At 46.8% G+C, this 19,494-nt stretch carries 15 protein-coding genes; 12 read left to right on the forward strand and 3 right to left on the reverse strand.

Annotation, left to right across the window (positions count from 1 at the left end; all coding sequences use genetic code 11):
- Positions 1-234 precede the first annotated feature (234 nt).
- Complete coding sequence (locus DXA74_RS03860; protein ID WP_118525519.1) at positions 235-3,606, reverse strand: DUF5107 domain-containing protein; 3,372 nt, start codon at positions 3,604-3,606, stop codon at positions 235-237.
- Between the two features lie 22 nt (positions 3,607-3,628).
- Positions 3,629-5,017, reverse strand: coding sequence for a sugar porter family MFS transporter (locus DXA74_RS03865; protein ID WP_118525520.1), 1,389 nt, complete (start codon positions 5,015-5,017; stop codon positions 3,629-3,631).
- Positions 5,018-5,935: 918 nt separating this feature from the next.
- On the opposite strand from DXA74_RS03865, the gene DXA74_RS03875 reads away from it, so the two are divergent.
- From DXA74_RS03875 to DXA74_RS03930, 12 genes are all read left to right on the forward strand, one after another.
- Entirely contained in the window at positions 5,936-6,559 is a 624-nt protein-coding gene (locus tag DXA74_RS03875) for a hypothetical protein (RefSeq protein WP_147401028.1), read from the forward strand.
- 73 nt (positions 6,560-6,632) lie between these two features.
- Positions 6,633-8,213 (forward strand): hypothetical protein, encoded by a 1,581-nt coding sequence (locus tag DXA74_RS03880; protein WP_199666077.1) that lies wholly within the window; start codon positions 6,633-6,635, stop codon positions 8,211-8,213.
- A gap of 153 nt (positions 8,214-8,366) precedes the next feature.
- Positions 8,367-9,503, forward strand: coding sequence for a Fic family protein (locus tag DXA74_RS03885; protein WP_118525524.1), 1,137 nt, complete (start codon positions 8,367-8,369; stop codon positions 9,501-9,503).
- A 152-nt stretch (positions 9,504-9,655) separates the two neighbouring features.
- The gene (locus tag DXA74_RS03890) at positions 9,656-10,054 is read left to right on the forward strand and encodes a hypothetical protein (protein WP_118525525.1); all 399 of its coding nucleotides are present in this window, start codon (positions 9,656-9,658) and stop codon (positions 10,052-10,054) included.
- Positions 10,051-11,262 (forward strand): D-alanyl-D-alanine carboxypeptidase/D-alanyl-D-alanine-endopeptidase, encoded by a 1,212-nt coding sequence (dacB, locus tag DXA74_RS03895; protein ID WP_118525526.1) that lies wholly within the window; start codon positions 10,051-10,053, stop codon positions 11,260-11,262. The genes DXA74_RS03890 and dacB overlap by 4 nt, the downstream gene beginning before the upstream one ends.
- 192 nt (positions 11,263-11,454) lie before the next feature.
- Positions 11,455-12,687, forward strand: coding sequence for a Cof-type HAD-IIB family hydrolase (locus DXA74_RS03900; RefSeq protein WP_118525527.1), 1,233 nt, complete (start codon positions 11,455-11,457; stop codon positions 12,685-12,687).
- Positions 12,684-13,769: an isochorismate synthase gene (locus DXA74_RS03905; protein ID WP_118525528.1), complete on the forward strand. Its 1,086-nt coding sequence runs from the start codon at positions 12,684-12,686 to the stop codon at positions 13,767-13,769. Before DXA74_RS03900 ends, DXA74_RS03905 begins: the two co-directional genes overlap by 4 nt.
- Positions 13,770-13,772: 3 nt before the next feature.
- The gene (gene menD / locus DXA74_RS03910) at positions 13,773-15,422 is read left to right on the forward strand and encodes a 2-succinyl-5-enolpyruvyl-6-hydroxy-3-cyclohexene-1-carboxylic-acid synthase (protein WP_118525529.1); all 1,650 of its coding nucleotides are present in this window, start codon (positions 13,773-13,775) and stop codon (positions 15,420-15,422) included.
- 11 nt (positions 15,423-15,433) lie between these two features.
- Entirely contained in the window at positions 15,434-16,258 is an 825-nt protein-coding gene (gene menB, locus DXA74_RS03915; protein WP_199666079.1) for a 1,4-dihydroxy-2-naphthoyl-CoA synthase, read from the forward strand.
- A 39-nt stretch (positions 16,259-16,297) separates the two neighbouring features.
- Complete coding sequence (locus DXA74_RS03920) at positions 16,298-16,666, forward strand: BlaI/MecI/CopY family transcriptional regulator (RefSeq protein WP_118525531.1); 369 nt, start codon at positions 16,298-16,300, stop codon at positions 16,664-16,666.
- Positions 16,650-17,207: a hypothetical protein gene (locus tag DXA74_RS03925; protein ID WP_118525532.1), complete on the forward strand. Its 558-nt coding sequence runs from the start codon at positions 16,650-16,652 to the stop codon at positions 17,205-17,207. The genes DXA74_RS03920 and DXA74_RS03925 overlap by 17 nt, the downstream gene beginning before the upstream one ends.
- A gap of 195 nt (positions 17,208-17,402) precedes the next feature.
- Complete coding sequence (locus DXA74_RS03930) at positions 17,403-18,530, forward strand: carboxypeptidase regulatory-like domain-containing protein (RefSeq protein WP_118525533.1); 1,128 nt, start codon at positions 17,403-17,405, stop codon at positions 18,528-18,530.
- A gap of 99 nt (positions 18,531-18,629) precedes the next feature.
- Here DXA74_RS03930 and DXA74_RS03935 read toward each other — a convergent pair whose 3' ends face one another.
- Positions 18,630-19,490, reverse strand: coding sequence for a sugar nucleotide-binding protein (locus DXA74_RS03935; RefSeq protein ID WP_118525534.1), 861 nt, complete (start codon positions 19,488-19,490; stop codon positions 18,630-18,632).
- Positions 19,491-19,494: the final 4 nt, after the last annotated feature.

Here is a 19,494-nt window from a genome sequence, read left to right on the forward strand (position 1 = left end):
GCAGGGTTAAGTATGCGCTAAATTAATTCCGCCAACGGGTTCGGTTAATCCATTCCGCAATGTCCTGCATTACTTCCGGTGCGAGCGTTTCCTCTATCTGATAATATTCGTAAAAAATCCTGGTTTCTCCAAGAGGAAAACCTTTTTTTTCTTGAAAAAGCCATGCACCCAAGTTGCTGGAACTATGGATACATGGCTTTCCTTGTTTTGAATTTATAAACCTAACCACCTATTCTAAAGTATATCACATAAGGCAAGCAGTTGAGCTCCTGCCTGATAGTTGATATCCAGACGGACAACTTCTGAAAGGAATTTCCTTGCCAGTTCCTTGTTTCCCAATCCCAGATATCCGATGCCCATGACCAGATTACAATGAATCAGATTGCGTACATTCAAGTCATCATCCCAAATCAGCAAGTCGGGCAGGGATACGGCAAAGTAATCTATTTTCACTTTGTCGAACAGATGCTTTTCTCCGTGTTTGATGAGTTTGTTGAAGCAGCTGCGTGCTTTTTCCTCTTTTCCCAGTTTGCGCCAGGCCAGTCCCTGGTAGAAAATTTTGTCCGGCTGCTGGTCGTTATAGAAAAAGGCTATGGCCGGTTCGGCAGAACCTTGGGTTGCTTTTTCAAAATACTCCCGGGCCAGCGTTGTTTCTTGAAGGCCCTCGTATGCACAAGCCATCCAATAGTGAATGTCGTTCTCTTCGGCCATCGAAAGCTTGCCTTCGCCCAGATTTTCCGGATATTTCTCTGTTTCTTTCAGCAGGCGCACGGCATCGGCATACCGCTTTTCCTTTAAAGCCTGTTTGGCCAATTCCACGCGGCAGAACACATATTGGCTTGTAATTTTTCCTTCACCGCCTTCCCACGGATGGAATTTGCGGGTGTTGATCAGATCGTATGCCGTCTGATAGTCACCAATCTGGTTGTAGAGTGTGATGCGTTCAATGCACAAATCATCCCGTTGTTCTACAACAGCAGCATGTGCGTTCAGGAAGTCCAGGCGCTGCCGGTGCGGATAACGGAGTTTTTTGTACAGCTGGTCCAGTTCCATCAGGATGCGGGCATCCGATTCATCCAGTTTATAGGCTTTTTCCAGCATGGTCCGTGCTTTTTCCGGATTATTCTGTTTGTTGTAGTAAGCCAGTGACAGATTACGCAGTACTGTCGGGTATGTGTCGTCGAGCGAAGCAGATTTTTCCCAGCAGGCAATGGCTTCGTCATATATGCGGGCTGCGTAATGGAAGTTTCCGAGATAATAGGGAGCCTTGGCCCCTTCCGGATTCAGTTTCATGGCATCCTGAAGCATCAGTACCTCTTCGAGCTTGTTCGGGAAGCAATAGTCCGGGCATACGGTTTCTGCCTTTTGGTAGAGCGAAACAGCCTCGTCTTGTTTTTCCATTCTGGAGGCGAAGTATCCCAGGGCATAATAGACCATTGGATAAGCAGCTTCTTTCTCTTCGGTCAGGAAGGAGAGCAGTTGCGTGGCCTCTTCATACATGCCTGCGGCAGCATAGTCAATGGCATACTCCAGATAACTGTGCACGGAGCCGTGTATCAGAGATTTCATTTCTGCCTTGACGGCCGATGCGGCCTCGGTATTTCCTTGCAGGCTGTTGATGAGATAAGCTTCGAAACGGCAACCCATATTGAACCGGTCCATACTCAGGGATTCCCGAATCAGTGCTTCGGCCTTGTCGTAGGCGCCGGTCTTGCGCAAGAAAGATGTTTTCAGTTGCCGTCCCTTATGATTCAGCCAGTTGCGGAACAAGGAACGGTCTATATGATCGAGTCCGTTGGCATAATCCTTGCGGATCATGTCAATCTGTGCCAGTCCCATATAGCCGGAATCCTGCCATGCCGCGTTCCAGGTTGCCTTGAAGAAAGCATCATACGCTCCATCAATATCCCCTTGCATTTTCTTGCTCCATCCCAGATTATAATACGGTTCTCCGTCGTACGGATTTGGGTTGCGTTCGGTTTGGGTTGCGATGGCACGGTCAAAATACTTCTGCGCTTCGGCAAAGCGTCCGCGGCGCATCAATAACAGACCCACGGCATTGTTGCAGCGGATGTCGCCTTCGTCGCGACTAAGTGCCTCCATATAGTAATCCATAGGGTGATAAGTGGCGTGGCGATATTGTTCCAGATGATGTCCGGTGAGGAACAGTTGCTCCATGCTGGCAATCTTTTTCGGATCGAGCGCGGCTTTAGCCGGTTCCGGAATCGGTCGGATTTCCGGTTTCTCAGCCTGGTAGCTTACCAGAACCTTTCCGTTTTCATCGAGTACCGTCAGTTTCAGTTCTTCCGTTTTCTGTGTGTCACAGGCCACGGTGTTCGTATAAGCATTGTCCGGAGCCACGGCGATATGGTCATCCAGATAAATCTTTCCGTTAATGGCATGAGTGAGCATGACGCGCACTTCGCGGTGTGCTGCGGTGGTATACAGAATCACTTTCATCTGATCCTTGCCGTCGGGAAGGAGATTGATCAGGGCGTCGCGCGTGGCGTTCTTCACCATTCCCACTTTCTGATAAGGCATGAAATACTGCACCCATGATTTCTCTTCATAAGGTTGCAGCCATGCAAAATCGGGCTGGTTGTCGCAATACATACCGGTCATCAGTTCGATATACGGTCCGTCTTCGTCTGTCAGATTGCGGTCCCAGGCCTGTCCGAAGTCCCCGTGCCCCCAGGTCCACTGTTTTTTGCCGGCATTTACGTGATGATCAGCCACATGGAGCAGTCCGGCTTCAATATGTTCCTCATATCCGCCCACAAAGTCAAACTTGGAATTTATGGCCATATAAGACGTAGGAACAGGAATGTTTTTATATCTGGAAATGTCCACTCCGGCAGAATAGTCCACCTTATAATATTCTCCTGTAGCAATCGGGAAGCTGGATACGGCCCGTTTTCCATGATCGAACACGGCATTGACATCAGGCGGGAATACCGAATAATAATCCTTGTTCACCACCACTGCCGGATTGGCCCACCACAGGAAAGTCTGCGGGAACGGAGTGCGGTTGTAAACCTTTGCTTTGATTTCGATATATGCTTTTCCGGGATAGAGCGTGAATCCGGCCATACCTTTGGTGCGGAACATGCGTTCCACTTCGCTGCACCAGATGGTTTTGCTTCCGTCGGGGAATTCTTCTATGGTGCAGTCGGTAGGCAGATAAGTGCTCGGACGGTGATGTTGCGGCCAGTTAAACTCGATACCTCCGGAAATCCAGGGACCGGTGAGTCCCACCAGAGCCGGTTTGATGACCTGGTTATAATAAACAAAGTGGCGCTTTTTTACTTTGTCGTAGGCCATCTGGATACGTCCGCCCAGTTCCGGGAGAATCATGACCTTGATATATTCATTCTCTATAAAGAAAGCTCTCCAGGGATGGTCGTGTTTTTCATCTTCTATTTTTTCAACTACGGGATAAGGATATACCGAACCGGTGCTGCCCTGATAAACCCGTTTTTCAAGAAAAACCGGATTCTTTTCCTCTTTTCCAATACCATAAGTAGGCAGCATGACGATTTCCTCCCAAGCTCTTACCTCGGAGGTGTGTACCGTACTTTGAATCAGATATTCGGTTATTTTTTCCATGATTGGGTAAAATGTTAATGGGTTATTTTATAAGTTCCTTTTCTATATTTTCCAGTGATTTGCCTTTGGTTTCCGGAATTCTTCGGAGCACGAAGATGAATCCGAAGAAACAGATTGCCGCATAGAGCATGAAGGTGCCGCCTGTGCCCAGTCCGGAATTCAGGAACGGGAAGGTGTAGGTAAGCAGGAATGAGGCTATCCATAAGGCTGCGGTGCAGACCGCCATAGCCACGCCGCGCACTTTATTCGGGAATATTTCCGAGAGCAGAACCCAAGTGATCGGTCCGAGCGACATGGCATAGAATCCGATGGCCAGAACAACAAATACAATCATGATGAAGCCCTTGAACTCAAAGAAATAGCTCAGTCCGAGCAGGGTATAGATACCGGCCAGCCCCAGGGAGCCGATGAGCATCAGGGTTTTTCGTCCCAGACGTTCCACCGTATAGATGGCAACGAAGGTAAATATCAGGTTGGCAATTCCTGTCACCACGATATTCATCAGAACATCCGAGATGCCATATCCTGCGGCCTGGAATATTTCCTGTGCGTAGTTGAAGATCACGTTCGTGCCGCTCCATTGCTGGAACATGGCGATGACGATACCGATGACCAGCACGTTTCTCATTTTAGAGGAGAAGAGCAGAGACAAGGCTCCCTTTTCGGACTGTGCGGAGGTATTCGCCTTTGCGTAGCTTTCCAGTTCGGATTTGGCATATTCCGTGCCTCCTATTGAGGTCAGAACCTTCTGTGCCTGTTCATTCTGTCCGGCGCCGACCAGCCAGCGAGGACTTTCGGGGATGAACATCGACAGCAGGAAAAAGATTCCCGAGGGGATACATACAGCCCAAAACATCCATCTCCAGCCGCTCTGTCCGTTCCATGAATTTAAAATATCGGCAGCCGTTGCTTCAGCGGCAACCGGTTCGGCTATGAGCATATTGACAATCTGTGCCCCCAAAATGCCGATGACTATGGTGAGCTGGTTCAGGGTGACCAGTTTGCCGCGGATGTGTGTTGGGGCAACCTCGGCGATATACATGGGTGAAAGGTCGGCCGCCAGTCCGATGGCAATGCCTCCGACCAGCCGGGCCAGAATAAATGTCGGAATGTTATTTGAAGCCCCTGTTCCCCAGGAAGAGACGAAAAAAACGAATGCCGAGAAGATAAGCAGCTTCTTGCGTCCGTATTTGTCGGCCAGAAATCCGGCCATTGTCGCTCCCAGAAGGCATCCCAGCAGGGCGATGCTCATGGCCAGTGCCTGCATGCCTTCATTGCCGGAGATATCGAAAAAGGCTTCATAAAATGGTTTTGCGCCACCGATAACCACCCAGTCATATCCAAAAAGCAGTCCTCCCATGGCGGATACCAGGCAGATAAAATAGATAAATATCTGATTGAACTTTTCCATGATAAAAATATTTAGGTTAATTCTTTGTTTCCGTTTCTCTTAATTTAAGGTCTTATGCTCATCCGGTTTTGCCAGATTGATACCGTTTTATACGGTCCGTCGGTTCGTTCCTGAAAGCAAAATAACAAAAATGCCCTGTCGCGTAAAATGTAATAAACAACTATAATGATGTAGAATTATATGATGCTATTGATTTTTGTTACTTTCCGTAAGCCTTCCTGTTTTCTGCTTTTGACATTCTGTCATTTTGCTTTTGATACTTCTGGAGAATCCGGTTTTTCTGACCTAAAGGACGGTTGGCTGGAAAATCGCCAGTCTCAGGAATGGCTTTTGGAAATAAAATGTTGATTGGTAGAATTTTATATGGAAAATAAGTATTTTCCCAAGCTTTCATTTAGCCGAAAAGAAGGCAAGAAAATAGGGATTTTTACCGTTTCTTGAAAACACTTTGATGTTTTGGGAGAGTTACCGTGATGCTTTTCGGCAACCACTGTGGTGTTTTCTGATGCTCACCGCATCTTCATGCTTTGAGGTTTGCGTCCTTCTTTTGCATAAATGCTGCATATATACTGTTTTTATGCTTGTTTTGTATGCATATATATGCAAGAATCTCTCTAGAATGATATGATGGTTTAAAAGGTCTGTTTCGTGAAAATGATTCTTATCAAGCAAATGGAAACTGAAAGCTTTGTATGGTTTCCATTTTGTTATGGTCAGTCCTGTACTTTAAATCAGCCTCTTTTCAGATGAAAAAAAGGCGTATACTCTCTTTTTAGGTATACTTTAGTATACTTTTCCTCAAAAACTGCCCTCAATTTTTTGGGGTGTCCTATGAATTGTTTACATTTAGGAGCATCATTTGTATGAAAGCGAGCAACTTATGTTGTTCGCCATGTTTCATCTTTAAAAGATACAGCCATGAAGAAAACAAGTCTGATGCTGCTTTTGCTTGCCGGTAGTTTCTGTCTGCCAGCTGCAGCTGAAAATAAGCAAGATGCCTGCAAGATACTGGATTTAAAGAGAGTTTCTTCGCAATTGAATCTCAATCCACAGTCAAAAGAAAAACAAATGGCTTTTCTGGAGGCTTTCCCGAATTCATGGGAAGAGTTTATAGCCGTTTACCATCATTATGATCCTTTGACCGGCTCGTATGACCGGCTGTATCAACAGGCGCCGAAGCATATCGAATCTTTGAAGTCTTTGGATCAGGTGGACGATGCGCGGCTGATACCACATTTGGTGGATCTGACTTACGGCAGTAGTTGGGATGCTGATGCTCCCAATTACTTGCAGGAGGTATTGCACGAACTGATGGCCGGGAAAAAGGACGCTTTCTTTGCGGAACTGTCTAAAAGAAGCAAGGCGGCACAGTTTGATTTCTGGGCTTTTTATTGGTCAAGCCCGGCAAAGAACGGAACGGACTCTCCTTATGAAAAAGAAAAGAAAGCACTTGAGTCTGCCATGAAAGACAAGTATCCGCAGATCGTGCGTGCCCTGTCACTGGCCTATGAATATTATTATGGGGAGGCCATGCCTCTTTAAAGGATATATGTTTTTTGAAGCAACTCCGGAAGCCGTTTGAAGATTTTTCGGGGTTGCTTTTACTTTACGCAACATGATGAAAAAGACAGTTCTTTTATTTGGGTTACTGAATTTTATACCGGCTTTGAGTAGTATCACTTTGGGAAATCCAAAACTTTCCAAAGACACTTTGTTCTTTCAGAACGATACGATTTCCCAGACTCTGATTTGGGAGAAAGTAAATGATCTGAAAATATCATTCTGGTTGTCTTCAAAAGATGCGCACCAGCAGAAAGCGTGTATCTTTCAAGGAGAAGCGGAGCGGCCGGATGGTTGGGACTTAGGTGATGAAACTGATATGGATGCGGATGGAAGCATTTATCCGGCTTCAGAATATTGGTATCACGGAAAAGATGTGGAGTTTTCCGTAAGAATCAGCCATGATCTTCAGAAAGCACGGATCTATTCCTTGAAAAACCCCTCCTTGCCGTTTATCTATACCTTGCGCAAGAAGTCTGCGCCGGCTTGTCCTCCTGCTTCGGCCTTAACGCTCTACGAATCTGTCCGGAACGTAGCTTATCAGCATTACAAATCCGGCTTTGAACCGTGGAAGGGCAAGGAGTTTTCCTTAGATCTGTTTGGCAAGGGAGGAATCAATGAGACGAATGTAGCAAGCGGTTTCGATACGCTGTTTTTGCCCAAGATGATTGATGAGGATTACGAAGGTGCCACTATCGTGCACCTGAAAGGTTCAGTCATTCCTTACAAAAATCTGGATGTAGCCTTTTTCCGTATAGATTGTGAACTGAACCACAAGGGCTGGAATTTTACGGACTACGTGATGGCCACTTATACTCCAACCGGTTTCCCGCTGGATTATCGGGTATTGGGACGCAAAGGCGTCGTCCCTTATATGGGTGGTGTATCTGATTTCCGTATGAAAGGCAACCTGGACAGCATGGTCTTTGTGTCCGATCAGGCTTCTTGTCTGAATGAACAGCAGTTGGCTGACTTTGGAAATCAGGATTTTGAAGTGCGCCGCATGCGTTATGAGATCCGTGGCGACGGCCAGATTACCGGCGTACAGACTCAGAAAGTCTGGAAGGAAATAAAGGAACGCGATGCGGAGGACGTGTCTGTTTCCTTTGCCGATTATCTGTCTCTGTTCCGTCCTTTCGGTGATCGGGACGATGTGAAGAATCTGTTTTCTTTAGAGAGCCGGAAGAAAGCATCTGCAGCAGAAGGCGGACTTTCTTCGGCCTCGGAGGAGCCGTTGAGTGTGGGTTACGTCCGTCGCTTCATTCCCGACGGAATAGACCCGACCTGTGAGAAACGAACCATTGGGTGGTATCCATTATATACTTTCCGTGCCGGTAAATATGTGGTTTGTTCCCTATACAAGTTCGGTGACGTGCCGAAATCCTATAATTATCCGAATCGGGAAGGTCTTTTGGTGGTCTATACTCCCGAAGGTAAGATTGTAGATGCCTGTCCTTTGGCACGTGAAGGAGATTTATGGTCGTATTATATTCTCCAAGGTGCCGTCCGTCCTTTCTGTCTGCAAGTACGTCAGGATTTTCGTACCGTTCTAGAAAGTTCATATAATAGCGTGTGGAGTGAATATACCTTGGATCAGGACGGACACATTCAGGTTCGTCTGATTCGGGCAGATTAGCGGATGCGCTTTATGAGAATATGATTTGATCCGTATCATTATAATGACTATTTTATTGGTTTAAGCTCTGTTTTTTTAGAAAGAACAGAGCTTTTTTGTGTAAAAATTACGATATTTGCTTGAAAAGCCGCACGAGCATAATATAGACATAGAATGAAAGAAAATTATACGATACCTTTGCTGCCTCTGAACTTTGATTTGGAATCAAAGATTGTTTTAAAGCAGTTGAACAAATCACATAGACGGCTCGCGGAATTGAAAGGAATAGCCCGAACAATTCCTAACGAACGAATCCTTATCAGTACATTGACACTACAGGAAGCAAAAGACAGTTCTGAGCTAGAGAACATAGTGACTACACAAGATGATCTTTATAAAGCCGGGCTTAATCTTCAACAGAATATAATTAATGCGTCTGCAAAGGAAGTGCTTGACTATCGTGAAGCGATAGAAAAGGGATTTTCTCTGGTTCGGGAGAACAAACTGCTGACCAATAATGTCATCAAGCAAATTCAGTTAGAATTGGAACAAAACAGTGCCGGTTTTCGGACGGTGCCAGGTACGAAACTAAAAAGGAATGACGGTGAAGTGGTATACACTCCTCCTCAGGATGGTAATCAGATTCTGAGTTATATGCAGAATCTGGAGAGGTTCATCAATGATGAGGACATGAGTGACTTAGACCCCTTGATAAAAATGGCTATTATCCATCATCAGTTTGAGAGTATTCATCCTTTTTATGATGGGAATGGACGGACCGGAAGAATCATTAATGTGTTGTATCTGGTGATATCCGGTTTATTGGATTTGCCGATATTGTATTTAAGCAGATACATAACCCATCATAAGGCTGAATATTATTATCTGATTCAGGCAATTCGTGAAAAAGGAGAGGACAATGCAGTGGAGTGGGAGAACTGGATTCTGTTTATTTTAAAAGGAGTTGAGGAAACCGCCATAGAAACAATAAGGCTTGTAAAAGGAATATCAGACTTGATGAATCAATATAAAGCGATATTAAGGCCTTTGTTCGAAAAACAATATAAGCATGAATTGCTGAATAATCTTTTTTTTCATCCCTATACGAAGATAGAATATATGGAAAGGGATATGATGGTTGAGCGACGGACGGCTTCCAAGTATTTGGATAAAATCGTCAAAGCCGGATTATTGCATAAAGAGAAAATCGGTAATTCCAATTATTATATCAATATCGGACTGGTCCATCTGTTTATGAATCATTCCGAATCGGCAAGTGAAACACCGACCATTGAATCCATAAGGGAATAGAATGTACATAAAATCATATTTTCATGCACATAGCCTAAGAGGTGTGTACATGAAAATGCTCTTTTGTGCACATACTTTGGTCTGTTTGCATATTGGAAATATAAAGTAAGGTGAATAATAACATAATGATCAATTCAAATTTATAGAAATCAATGATACGTACTTTTCATGCCAAGATAGATCCGGTCCTGTTGATCGGATGCCTGTTGCCCAGCACCGTGCTGGCCGTTGTCTTCTTTTGGATCAAGCAGCCCATTCCAGCACTGGTTTTCCTGGTGCTGATGGTTTTGATTGTAGAACGACTGATTCACACCTCGTATGTACTGACCGATGACGGTGTGCTGTGGATAGACAAGGGCCGTTTTGTCCGCAAAAAGGCCGTGCGTCTGGAAGAGATTGATCGGGTAGAGCTGTTTCAGTTGCGCTCCTTCTTTCTGATACGTCGCCGCGATGCCGTGATGCTGACACTGAAGGACGGTTCCCAACTGGTGGTCAATCCTTTTCCGGCCGAAGAGTTCTGTCATGTCTTACTGAAAAGGATGGGAAAATGAAACAGCACGTAAACCGATATCTGTTCCGTCTGTTCGGAATGCTGTGGTTGCTTGCCGTCTGTCCGCTTTCTGCGGTAGCGGCCGATGAGGAAACCGAAGAGCAGGAATGGCGCGAGGAACTGTGTCAGGAACTGGACCGCCTTTGTGCCTCTTCCTTGTTTGAGACTACCCAGCTGGGACTGTGCGTTTACGACCTTACGGCCGACACGATGCTGTATACTGTAAATGCCCGCCAGCGCATGCGTCCGGCTTCGACCATGAAACTGCTGACTTCCATTACTGCCCTGTCGGTGCTGGGAGGTTCGCATACGTTTCAGACCACGTTGTATCACACCGGAGCCGTAAATAACCGGGTGCTGCAAGGCGACCTTTATGTGGTGGGAGGCTTCGACCCCCGTTTCGGTAAGGATGACTTATATGCTTTTGCCGAGGAAGTCAAGTTGCTGGGTGTGGATTCCATAGCCGGAACCCTCTATGCCGATGTCAGTTTCAAGGACACGCTCCGTTGGGGCGAAGGCTGGTGCTGGGATGATGAGGCCGAGCGCCTGACTCCGTTGCTCTATCAGGGGAAAGACTGCTTTATGGAACAGTTTGTGCGTGCCCTCGGCGAGCAGGGTATTGCTTCGGCTGGTGTGACCGGACAGGCCGTATGTCCGGCTGATGCCTTTTATATCACCAAGCGGGCGCATGCCATAGATCAGATTCTGATGCCCATGATGAAGGAAAGCGACAATCTCTATGCCGAATCCATGTTCTACCAGCTGGCGGCCCGAAGTGGTGTGCCCTATGCTTCTGCCCGTCAGGCAGTAAACTATATCCGTACCTTGATCCGTGAATTGGGGTATGATGCCGACCTGTATCGCATTGCCGACGGTAGCGGCCTTTCCCTGTATACTTATCTCACTCCGGAGCTTGAGGTAGCTTTCCTGCGCTATGCCTATCAGCATAATCCTATTTTTACGCATCTGTATACCTCGCTCCCCATAGCCGGTCGCGACGGTACGTTGAAATCGCGCATGAAGCGAGGAAAAGCCTATAAGAACGTACGTGCCAAGACGGGTTCTGTTAGTGCCGTGGCTTCTTTGGCCGGATATGCGCAGGCTTCGAACGACCACATGCTGGCATTTTGTATCATCAACCAGGGGTTGGTCAAGCTCAAGTCGGGCCGCGACTTTCAGGATGCTGTATGCGAGGCGCTTTGCCGATGAAAACCATTCGGATGTTCTTTTGAAGAAAGAAAAAAGTAGCCGGAGCAGTCTGTTTTTCATTTTCTATTTCTTATATTTGTGAAATATAGGACACGGTTCGCCAAAGTCAAATTCTGAAAACATGTTTTGGACTTGACTTTGCGCTTGCCTTTTACTATATTTGTAAACGACAACTTTTAAAAAGAATAGGCTATGAAGTACAAATTATTGGTTCTCGATGTGGATGGAACCTTGCTGAACAAGGCAGGCGAAATCACGAAACGCACCCTGACCACTCTGCGCAAAGTACAGCAGATGGGAGTACGCATCATGTTGGCATCGGGCAGACCGACGTATGGTTTGTTACCGTTGGCCAAAATGTTGGAACTGGGCACTTACGAAGGCTATATCCTCTCTTATAACGGCGGGCAGATTATCAGTGCCCAGAACGGAGAGGTTCTGTTTGAGCGCCGCATTAACCCCGAAATGTTGCCTTATCTGGAAAAAAAGGCCAAGAAGAACGGGTTCTCTATTTTTACTTATAACGAAAACCGCATCATAACGAATAATGCCAGTGACCCTCATATTGTGGATGAAGCTTTCATCAATGATATGGAGATTCAGCAGGACGAGGAATTTTCGCTTGCCGTGGACTATCCGCCTTGCAAGGTGGTATTGGTGAGCGATGACGAGGAGTCGCTCGTGAGCCTGGAACACCATTGGAAGCGTCGCCTGAACGGTGTGCTCGATGTGTTCCGTACCGAGGATTTCTTCCTGGAAGTGGTCGGTTGTGGTATTGACAAGGCGAGTGCCTTGGCTGCTTTCATGGATAAGGCAGGTATCCGTACTGAAGAAGTGATTGCCATCGGTAATGGAGTGGCCGACGTGACGATGTTGCAGATGGCCGGACTGGGTATCGCAATGGGAAACGCTCCCGACTCCGTGAAACGATGTGTGGATTACGCCACCTTATCCAACGAAGAGGACGGTGTGGCTGTAGCTGTGGAAAAAGCCATTATTTCAGAAGTTCACTTATCAGAGATTCCGCTTGATGCCTTGAACGAACAGGCCAAGTCGACGCTGATGGGTAATCTGGGCATTCAGTATACCTTTGCATCACCCGAGCGGGTGGAGGCCACGATGCCGGTAGATCACCGCAACCGTCAGCCGTTTGGTATTCTGCATGGCGGAGCGACACTGGCTCTGGCTGAGACCGTTGCCGGACTGGGTTCCATGATTGCCGCCAAACCCGATGAATTTGTCGTGGGAATGCAGGTCAGCGGAAACCATATCTCTTCTGCTCATGAAGGAGATACCGTGCGGGCCGTGGCGACAAGTGTGCATCTGGGCCGTTCGTCTCACGTTTGGAATGTGGATGTATTTACTTCTACCGGCAAATTGGTTTCTTCCGTGCGGGTGGTCAACAGTGTGATGAAAAGAAAATGATTGAAGAAAACGAAAAAGAATGGAGTAATATAGAAAGGTGGCTGGCGCAGGGCGCTTCCTTTGCCCTGTACCGCATGCCTCAGGATGATGTCTGTCACGGACTGATGCAAAACGGGGCTGTGGAGCAGCTGGAAAATATTTCCCTACTGAATGGAAAAGCCGGATTTGTGTTTGCCCCCTTTCGAATAGATTTCCAAAATCCTTTATTATTATTGAAACCTGAGGAGCGGATCTGCTTCTCTCTGAAAGCCGAACAAGACTTCGACCGGACGATTACTGAGGAAGTATCTCCGTTATCGGAGTCTTATTCGGCTTGCTTTGCATCGTTTCTGCAGGAGCTCTGTGAAGGCGAATGCCGAAAACTGGTCCTTTCGCGTCGAGCCCGTATCGGGCGGGAGGAAGGATTTTCCGTGCTGCGCGCTTTCCGGGCGGCCTGTTGCCGTTTTGAGTTCTCTTATGTGTATTTGTTCTACACCCCCGAAACCGGTTTCTGGTTGGGCTGCACACCCGAGATTCTTCTCTCTGGCGGGCAGGGAGCTTATCATACGGTGGCACTGGCCGGAACACAGAGTCTGCAACAGGGCAAGCTGCCGCAACAGTGGGATGACAAGAACCGTGCGGAGCAGAATTATGTGACCGAATATATTCTGTCGCAATTGGCCCGAAAGGGAATCTGTGCCGAAAAGAACGGTCCTTATCCGGTACGTGCCGGAGCATTGGCGCATCTGAAAACCGATGTGCACTTTGCGTTGGCAGCAGGTGAGGGACTGGGTGATTTGCTGAAACTGCTGCATCCCACACCGGCCGTGTGCGGAGTGCCCAAGGAAAAGGCCTTTCAGTTCATCCTGGAGCATGAAACGACTCCCCGTACCTATTACACCGGCTTTTTGGGCTGGCTGGATCCGCAGGGACAGACCGATCTGTATGTGAATCTGCGCTGTATGCAGATGCTGCCGGATGCGTTTGTGCTTTATGCCGGAGGGGGAATCCTTTCTTCTTCGCAGGTGGAAGATGAATGGCAGGAAACAGAAAAGAAGATGGGAACGATGCGCTTTGTGGTGCATCATGGTTATGCAAAATAATTTATGTACTCAGAAAAAAAGAATATCCTACAGTTAGTGTCTCTGCTCGAACTGCATGGGGTGCGCACGGTAGTGCTTTGCCCTGGAAGCAGGAACACGCCGCTGATTCATACTTTTGTCACTCATAAAGCCTTTGAGTGCTTTTCGGTGACCGATGAGCGGAGCGCGGGTTTTGTGGCGCTTGGTCTGGCTCAGGAGCGGAACACTCCGGTGGTGGTTTGCTGTACCTCGGGCACCGCTTTGTTGAATATCCATCCTGCCGTGTGCGAGGCCTTTTATCAGCATCTTCCGCTGATTGTGGTTTCGGCCGACCGTCCGCAGGCCTGGATCGGACAGATGGACGGACAGACGCTGCCGCAACCGGGCGTGTTTGGTCCGTTGGTAAAGAAAAGTGTGCATCTGCCCGAAATCCTTTCCGAAGAAGACGAATGGTATTGCAACCGCATGGTGAACGAAGCGATATTGGAATGCACGCATCGCGAGTGCGGACCGGTACAGATTAATATCGCTCTGTCGGAGCCTTTGTTTCAATATGGAGCAACTGCCATGCCTGAAGTACGCTGCATCCGTCGGGTAGAAGCAGAACGGGTTTCCGATTTGACCACTGCATTTCGTACAGCCGAGCGCCGCATGCTGATTTGCGGACAGCTTACTCCGGCTCAGGCTGCCCGTCTGCAACCTTTGTTGCAGCAGTTTGACGGTGTGGTGCTCTCGGAACATCTGAGCAATTTGCATCTGAAGGACGAGAAAAGCAGTCTGCGCTATTTTGACGCTGCTCTCTCTACTTTGGGGGAGGCACAACAGAAGGAGTTTGCGCCCGATCTGCTGATTACAATGGGCGGACACATTGTGTCCAAACGGTTGAAGAAGATGTTGCGTAAATATCTGCCTCGTGAGCACTGGCATATTACACCTCAGGGCGAAGTGGTGGATCTGTTCTGTGCGCTGACTCATGTGGTGGAAATGAAGCCCGAGGACTTTCTTTGTGCCGTTTCTACAACTGCAAGTGATGAAACCTCCGCTTTCCTGAAGCAATGGGCCGACCTATGTCGGGTGTCGCAACCGGCTCCGGAAACTTTTTCCAGTCTGATGGCCGTGGGCCACTTATTGGGAGCTTTGCCCAAATCCTCCTGTCTGCATCTGGCCAACAGTTCGGCCGTGCGTCTGGCCGCTCTGTATCCGATTGCATCCGGCATCTGGGTGTTCTGCAACCGGGGTACCAGCGGAATAGAAGGGTCTCTGTCTACGGCCATCGGTTACGCTTCGGTTTCCAAGGAGCTGAACTTCGTACTGATTGGGGATTTGAGCTTCTTCTATGATATGAATGCTCTTTGGAACGGAGCCATTCGTTCGAACCTGCGCATTCTGTTGCTCAACAATCAGGGAGGTGGTATATTCCATACTTTGCCCGGTATGGATCTGGAGAGTCCGTCGTGCCGGTATGTCGAAGCTGTGCACGGAGCTACGGCCCGTGGTTGGGTCAAGGACTGCGGACTGGTTTATTTCAAGGCCGAAACCCGGGAGCAGCTGGCAGAAGGCATCCGTCTGCTTACGGACCCGCATCTGGATGCTCCGGTGCTTGTAGAGGTCTTTACGGATATTGAGCACGATACAGAGGCGTTTAAAGCCTTTTTTGATTCACTGAAAAATTAAAAACAAAATAGATTATGGCAAATAGAGAATGGAAAGTCTTGAAGACTTATGAAGACATTATTTTTGATTTCTATAACGGAATAGCCCGTATCACCATCAACCGTCCGCAGGTGCGTAACGCTTTCACACCGCTTACTACGGCCGAAATCAGTGATGCTTTGCTGGAGTGCCGTGAGCGTCAGGACGTGCGTGTAGTGGTTCTTACGGGAGCCGGTGACAAAGCCTTCTGCTCGGGAGGAGATATGCATGTAAAAGGTCGCGGTGGATACGTAGGTCGTGACGGTGTTCCTCGCCTGAACGTGCTTGATGTTCAGAAGCAGATCCGTTCGCTGCCGAAGCCGGTTATTGCCGCTGTAAACGGTTTTGCCATTGGTGGTGGTCACGTGCTTCATGTAGTGTGCGACCTGACGATTGCTTCCGACAATGCCATCTTCGGACAGACCGGTCCGCGTGTGGGTAGTTTCGATGCCGGATTCGGTTCTTCTTATCTGGCCCGTGTGGTAGGACAGAAGAAGGCGCGCGAAATCTGGTTCCTTTGTCGCAAATACAATGCTCAGGAGGCATTGGAAATGGGATTGGTCAATAAGGTCGTGCCGTTCGATCAGCTGGAAGACGAATATGTGGCCTGGAGCGAAGAGATGATGACGTTGAGTCCGCTGGCTTTGCGTATGATCAAGGCCGGATTGAATGCCGAACTCGATGGACAAGCCGGTATTCAGGAATTGGCCGGTGATGCCACCATGCTGTACTATATGACCGATGAGGCTCAGGAGGGTGGACGCGCCTTTTTGGAGAAGCGCAAGCCTAACTGGGACGATTGTCCGCAGATGCCGTAAGAGTATATACGATAATTTCGTAATAAACACATCAAAAATATGGAAAAACTTACCGTACAAGAAGAAGATGCTATGGTGCTGATCTGGCAGCACGCTCCTTGCGTGGTGCGCGATGTGCTGGCTTTTTATCCCGAACCGCGGCCTCCATACACCACTTTGGCCTCTGTTTTCAAGAATCTGGAGCGTAAAGGATATATCGAAGCCCGCAAAGTGGGTATCGTTTACGAATACACTCCTTTGTTGAGTATGCGCGAATATAAAAGTGCGTTTCTCGAAGACTGGGTACAGACTTATTGTGAGGGTTCTTACAAGCAACTGCTTGCTTTTCTGGTAAACGACCAGCGCCTGTCGCGCAAGGAACTGAAGGAGACCTATAAAATGATGGAGAAAGATGGTAAGAAATCGTAATGTTGCATCTGTACTCTCTGTGAAATACGCTTTTAAGGTTTGCCTGCTTTTCTTGTTGCTTTTCGGTGGTGGTTTTTCCGGATTATGTGCTCAGACCTCGGTAAAGGCAGAGCTTCAGTTGGAAAAGATGGATCAGGCTCCGGAATATAAAGGAGGAGAGCAACAGTTTGTAGAGTTTCTGCAAAAGGAGATTCATTATCCCGCAGATGCCCGTGCGTATGGAGTGGAAACTCAGGTTACGGTTCATTTCATCATTGATGAGTCTGGAAAAGTTCAGAATCCCGAAGCCAAGGTAGACCGTTTGAAACTGCATAAGCAACATACCGAGGTGGACGGTTATACCGGAGCTACTCAAAAGCAAGAATCTGAGCGCTGGTGGGCTCAAATCCGTAAAGAAATCGGTAGTCAGATGGAGCACGAAGTGTTGCGTGCTCTGTATAAAACCCGGAAATGGAAGCCCGGCAAGAAAGATGGAAAGAAAGTTGCGGTAAAGGCTGTCTTGAAGGTTTCTTTTCTCTATGCGGAAAACGGTAAAGAATAGATCTACTTATTTAGAAATTAGGAACTCAGAATATGAGTTCCTAATTTTATTTTTATCCCTTTGAAACAAGATTTTTCTTTGACAAAACAACCTTGTTTTCTATAAAAAGCCTTCGTTTAATCTATACCTTTGCAAAGCAGAGAATAAGAATTGAACAATTGTTTGTGAAGTAAGAATCTTTAATAAAAACCCAAAATGATGAAAGTAAGTTTAGTTTCAAAGTGGACCATGGTCCTGTGTTGTTTATTGATGCTTAGTGCTTGTTCCTTGTTTGAAAAAGAGGAGGAGGCAACAGAAGGGTCAATTTACGGAATGATAACGGATGCCGTTGATAACAAACCTATTGTAGGAGCACAAGTACAGATTACACCGACGGGTAGAACCGTTACGACAGGTTCTGACGGTAGTTATACAATAACTGATCTTCCTGTTGGTTCCTATAAGATGCAGGTTTCTGCTGTGGGATATGTCAGAGACTCAAGAAATATTGAAGTTATAGCTGGTCAGCAGGCTTCTGGTGATATGACTTTGCAGAGAACATCGGTAAATACGAAAATAGGAATAGATAAAAGTGAATTGAATTTTACTTCTGATAATCAGGAACAGATTCTGAATATTAGTAATCTGGGTAATATCGGAGCATTAAATTGGAAATTTAATAGTATTCCCGAATGGCTTGTTGTTTCTGAAACATCAGGATCTATTGCAATAGGAAAAACTAAAGCTGTAGTAGTGGCAGTTGATTATACAAAGATTACTCAGAGCATCTCTACGTATCTGATCTTGAGTAGTGATGATGAGTCTGTATCTATTAAGATAAATGTGAGCAAATCTGGTTCTTCTGAAGGTGGAAATGATGGTGGCTCTGATACAGATGGAGATGGCAATGATTCTGGTGATGGTTCTGGCAACGACGGAAATGATCCTATTTATGGAAGTGAAGAAACGGGCTTCTGCGGACCTATTTCATTTGATTCCAATTATAAGGTAGACTTTGTAAGTTGTAAAAGAAACTTAAACGAGGTTTTAATTCAATTGAAAGTGACCAGTATCGGGGCAGATCGTACTTTTAGATATTATCCTTCAATTCCTATTGCTTATGATGATATGGGATTTGATTATCGTCCAAAAGTAAAAGTGGGTAGTGATAATAGCTATTATGAAGGTTATTATACTTCTTTTACCTTTCCGAAGGATATTCCTTTGAACATGTATATTAAGGTTGAGGATCTTAATGAGGAAAGTACAAAATTCCCACGTATGATTCTGAAGTTTAACGATGAAGTTGTAATGACCCTGGAGAATCTTATTTGGGCTAAATAAAATAAATCTATAAGATTAATAGGTAAAAGTATTTGTTTTAAGCCACACTCTTAAAAGTCTAAAAGTCTTTGAGAGTGTGGCTTTTTATTTTTAAAAAGATTATCTTTTTCCAGTTTCTTTGATACTTTCTTCAAATCCTTCGATGGTATCCAGGAAGGAAATACCCATTTGGGCTGCTTTTTGATTATCAATCATCAGATTGCGAGGATGCTCCGGAAAGCGCTCCTCATCGGCCAGAATCCAGGAAGATGGCTCAGGCAGTTGCATCAGTTCGGCAAAACGGATGAAAGTTTCATAACTGTTCCGGCCATTCATGCTGCCAAAGTTATAGGCTCCTCCGGGAATATCGAGGCAAGCCTCCATGTTGCGTACTACCTCCCACACGTTGGTTATGCCCCGGTATTCGCGTACCGCTGCCTTTAGTTTTTCTCCTTTCTGGAAGGTCTGAAGCAGGTTTACTGGCAGGTTCCGGTTCAGTTTCCACGGGCTGTCCGGCAAGTCATACATCCACGTGAGCCGCAGTCCCACCGCTTCCGGAAGGATTTCTGTAATGCGCTTCTCGGCTTCCAGCTTGTCACGTCCGTAAACGCTCTGTGGGTTCACTTCATCAGTTTCTTTCCAAGGTTGCAGTCCCACATTTCCGTTATATACCTGATCCGAACTCATATAAACCAGTTGGGTCTGCTGTTCCCGACAGGCCAGAGCGATATGCACGCTGCCTAACGTATTTACCAGATAGGATTCTTCGGGATGGTTTTGAGAATAGCCCGTATCAGAGATGGCGGCTGTGTGGAACACAATGTCCGGACGTACCTCCCGGAACAGATTCTGTACGGCATCCTCCCGGCAGATGTCCAGATCCTGATGTCCCACGGCGATGACGTCATATTTTTCTTTATAGTGAGCGCACAGGCGTTGTCCGAGAAAGCCGTTGCAGCCCGTAATAAGCAGTTTTTTCATATTC

The organism is Bacteroides sp. OF04-15BH (genome assembly GCF_003477995.1).
Taxonomy (GTDB): Bacteria; Bacteroidota; Bacteroidia; order Bacteroidales; family Bacteroidaceae; genus Paraprevotella.

Coding starts and splice junctions, on each gene's coding strand:
- DXA74_RS03885 (WP_118525524.1), top strand. CDS start 8,367: ATGAAAGAAAATTATACGATACCTTTGCTGCCTCTGAACTTTGATTTG.
- DXA74_RS03880 (WP_199666077.1), top strand. CDS start 6,633: ATGATGAAAAAGACAGTTCTTTTATTTGGGTTACTGAATTTTATACCG.
- DXA74_RS03865 (WP_118525520.1), bottom strand. CDS start 5,017: ATGGAAAAGTTCAATCAGATATTTATCTATTTTATCTGCCTGGTATCC.
- DXA74_RS03930 (WP_118525533.1), top strand. CDS start 17,403: ATGATGAAAGTAAGTTTAGTTTCAAAGTGGACCATGGTCCTGTGTTGT.
- DXA74_RS03935 (WP_118525534.1), bottom strand. CDS start 19,490: ATGAAAAAACTGCTTATTACGGGCTGCAACGGCTTTCTCGGACAACGC.
- DXA74_RS03925 (WP_118525532.1), top strand. CDS start 16,650: ATGGTAAGAAATCGTAATGTTGCATCTGTACTCTCTGTGAAATACGCT.
- DXA74_RS03900 (WP_118525527.1), top strand. CDS start 11,455: ATGAAGTACAAATTATTGGTTCTCGATGTGGATGGAACCTTGCTGAAC.
- DXA74_RS03890 (WP_118525525.1), top strand. CDS start 9,656: ATGATACGTACTTTTCATGCCAAGATAGATCCGGTCCTGTTGATCGGA.
- DXA74_RS03875 (WP_147401028.1), top strand. CDS start 5,936: ATGAAGAAAACAAGTCTGATGCTGCTTTTGCTTGCCGGTAGTTTCTGT.
- DXA74_RS03860 (WP_118525519.1), bottom strand. CDS start 3,606: ATGGAAAAAATAACCGAATATCTGATTCAAAGTACGGTACACACCTCC.
- dacB (WP_118525526.1), top strand. CDS start 10,051: ATGAAACAGCACGTAAACCGATATCTGTTCCGTCTGTTCGGAATGCTG.
- menD (WP_118525529.1), top strand. CDS start 13,773: ATGTACTCAGAAAAAAAGAATATCCTACAGTTAGTGTCTCTGCTCGAA.
- DXA74_RS03905 (WP_118525528.1), top strand. CDS start 12,684: ATGATTGAAGAAAACGAAAAAGAATGGAGTAATATAGAAAGGTGGCTG.
- DXA74_RS03920 (WP_118525531.1), top strand. CDS start 16,298: ATGGAAAAACTTACCGTACAAGAAGAAGATGCTATGGTGCTGATCTGG.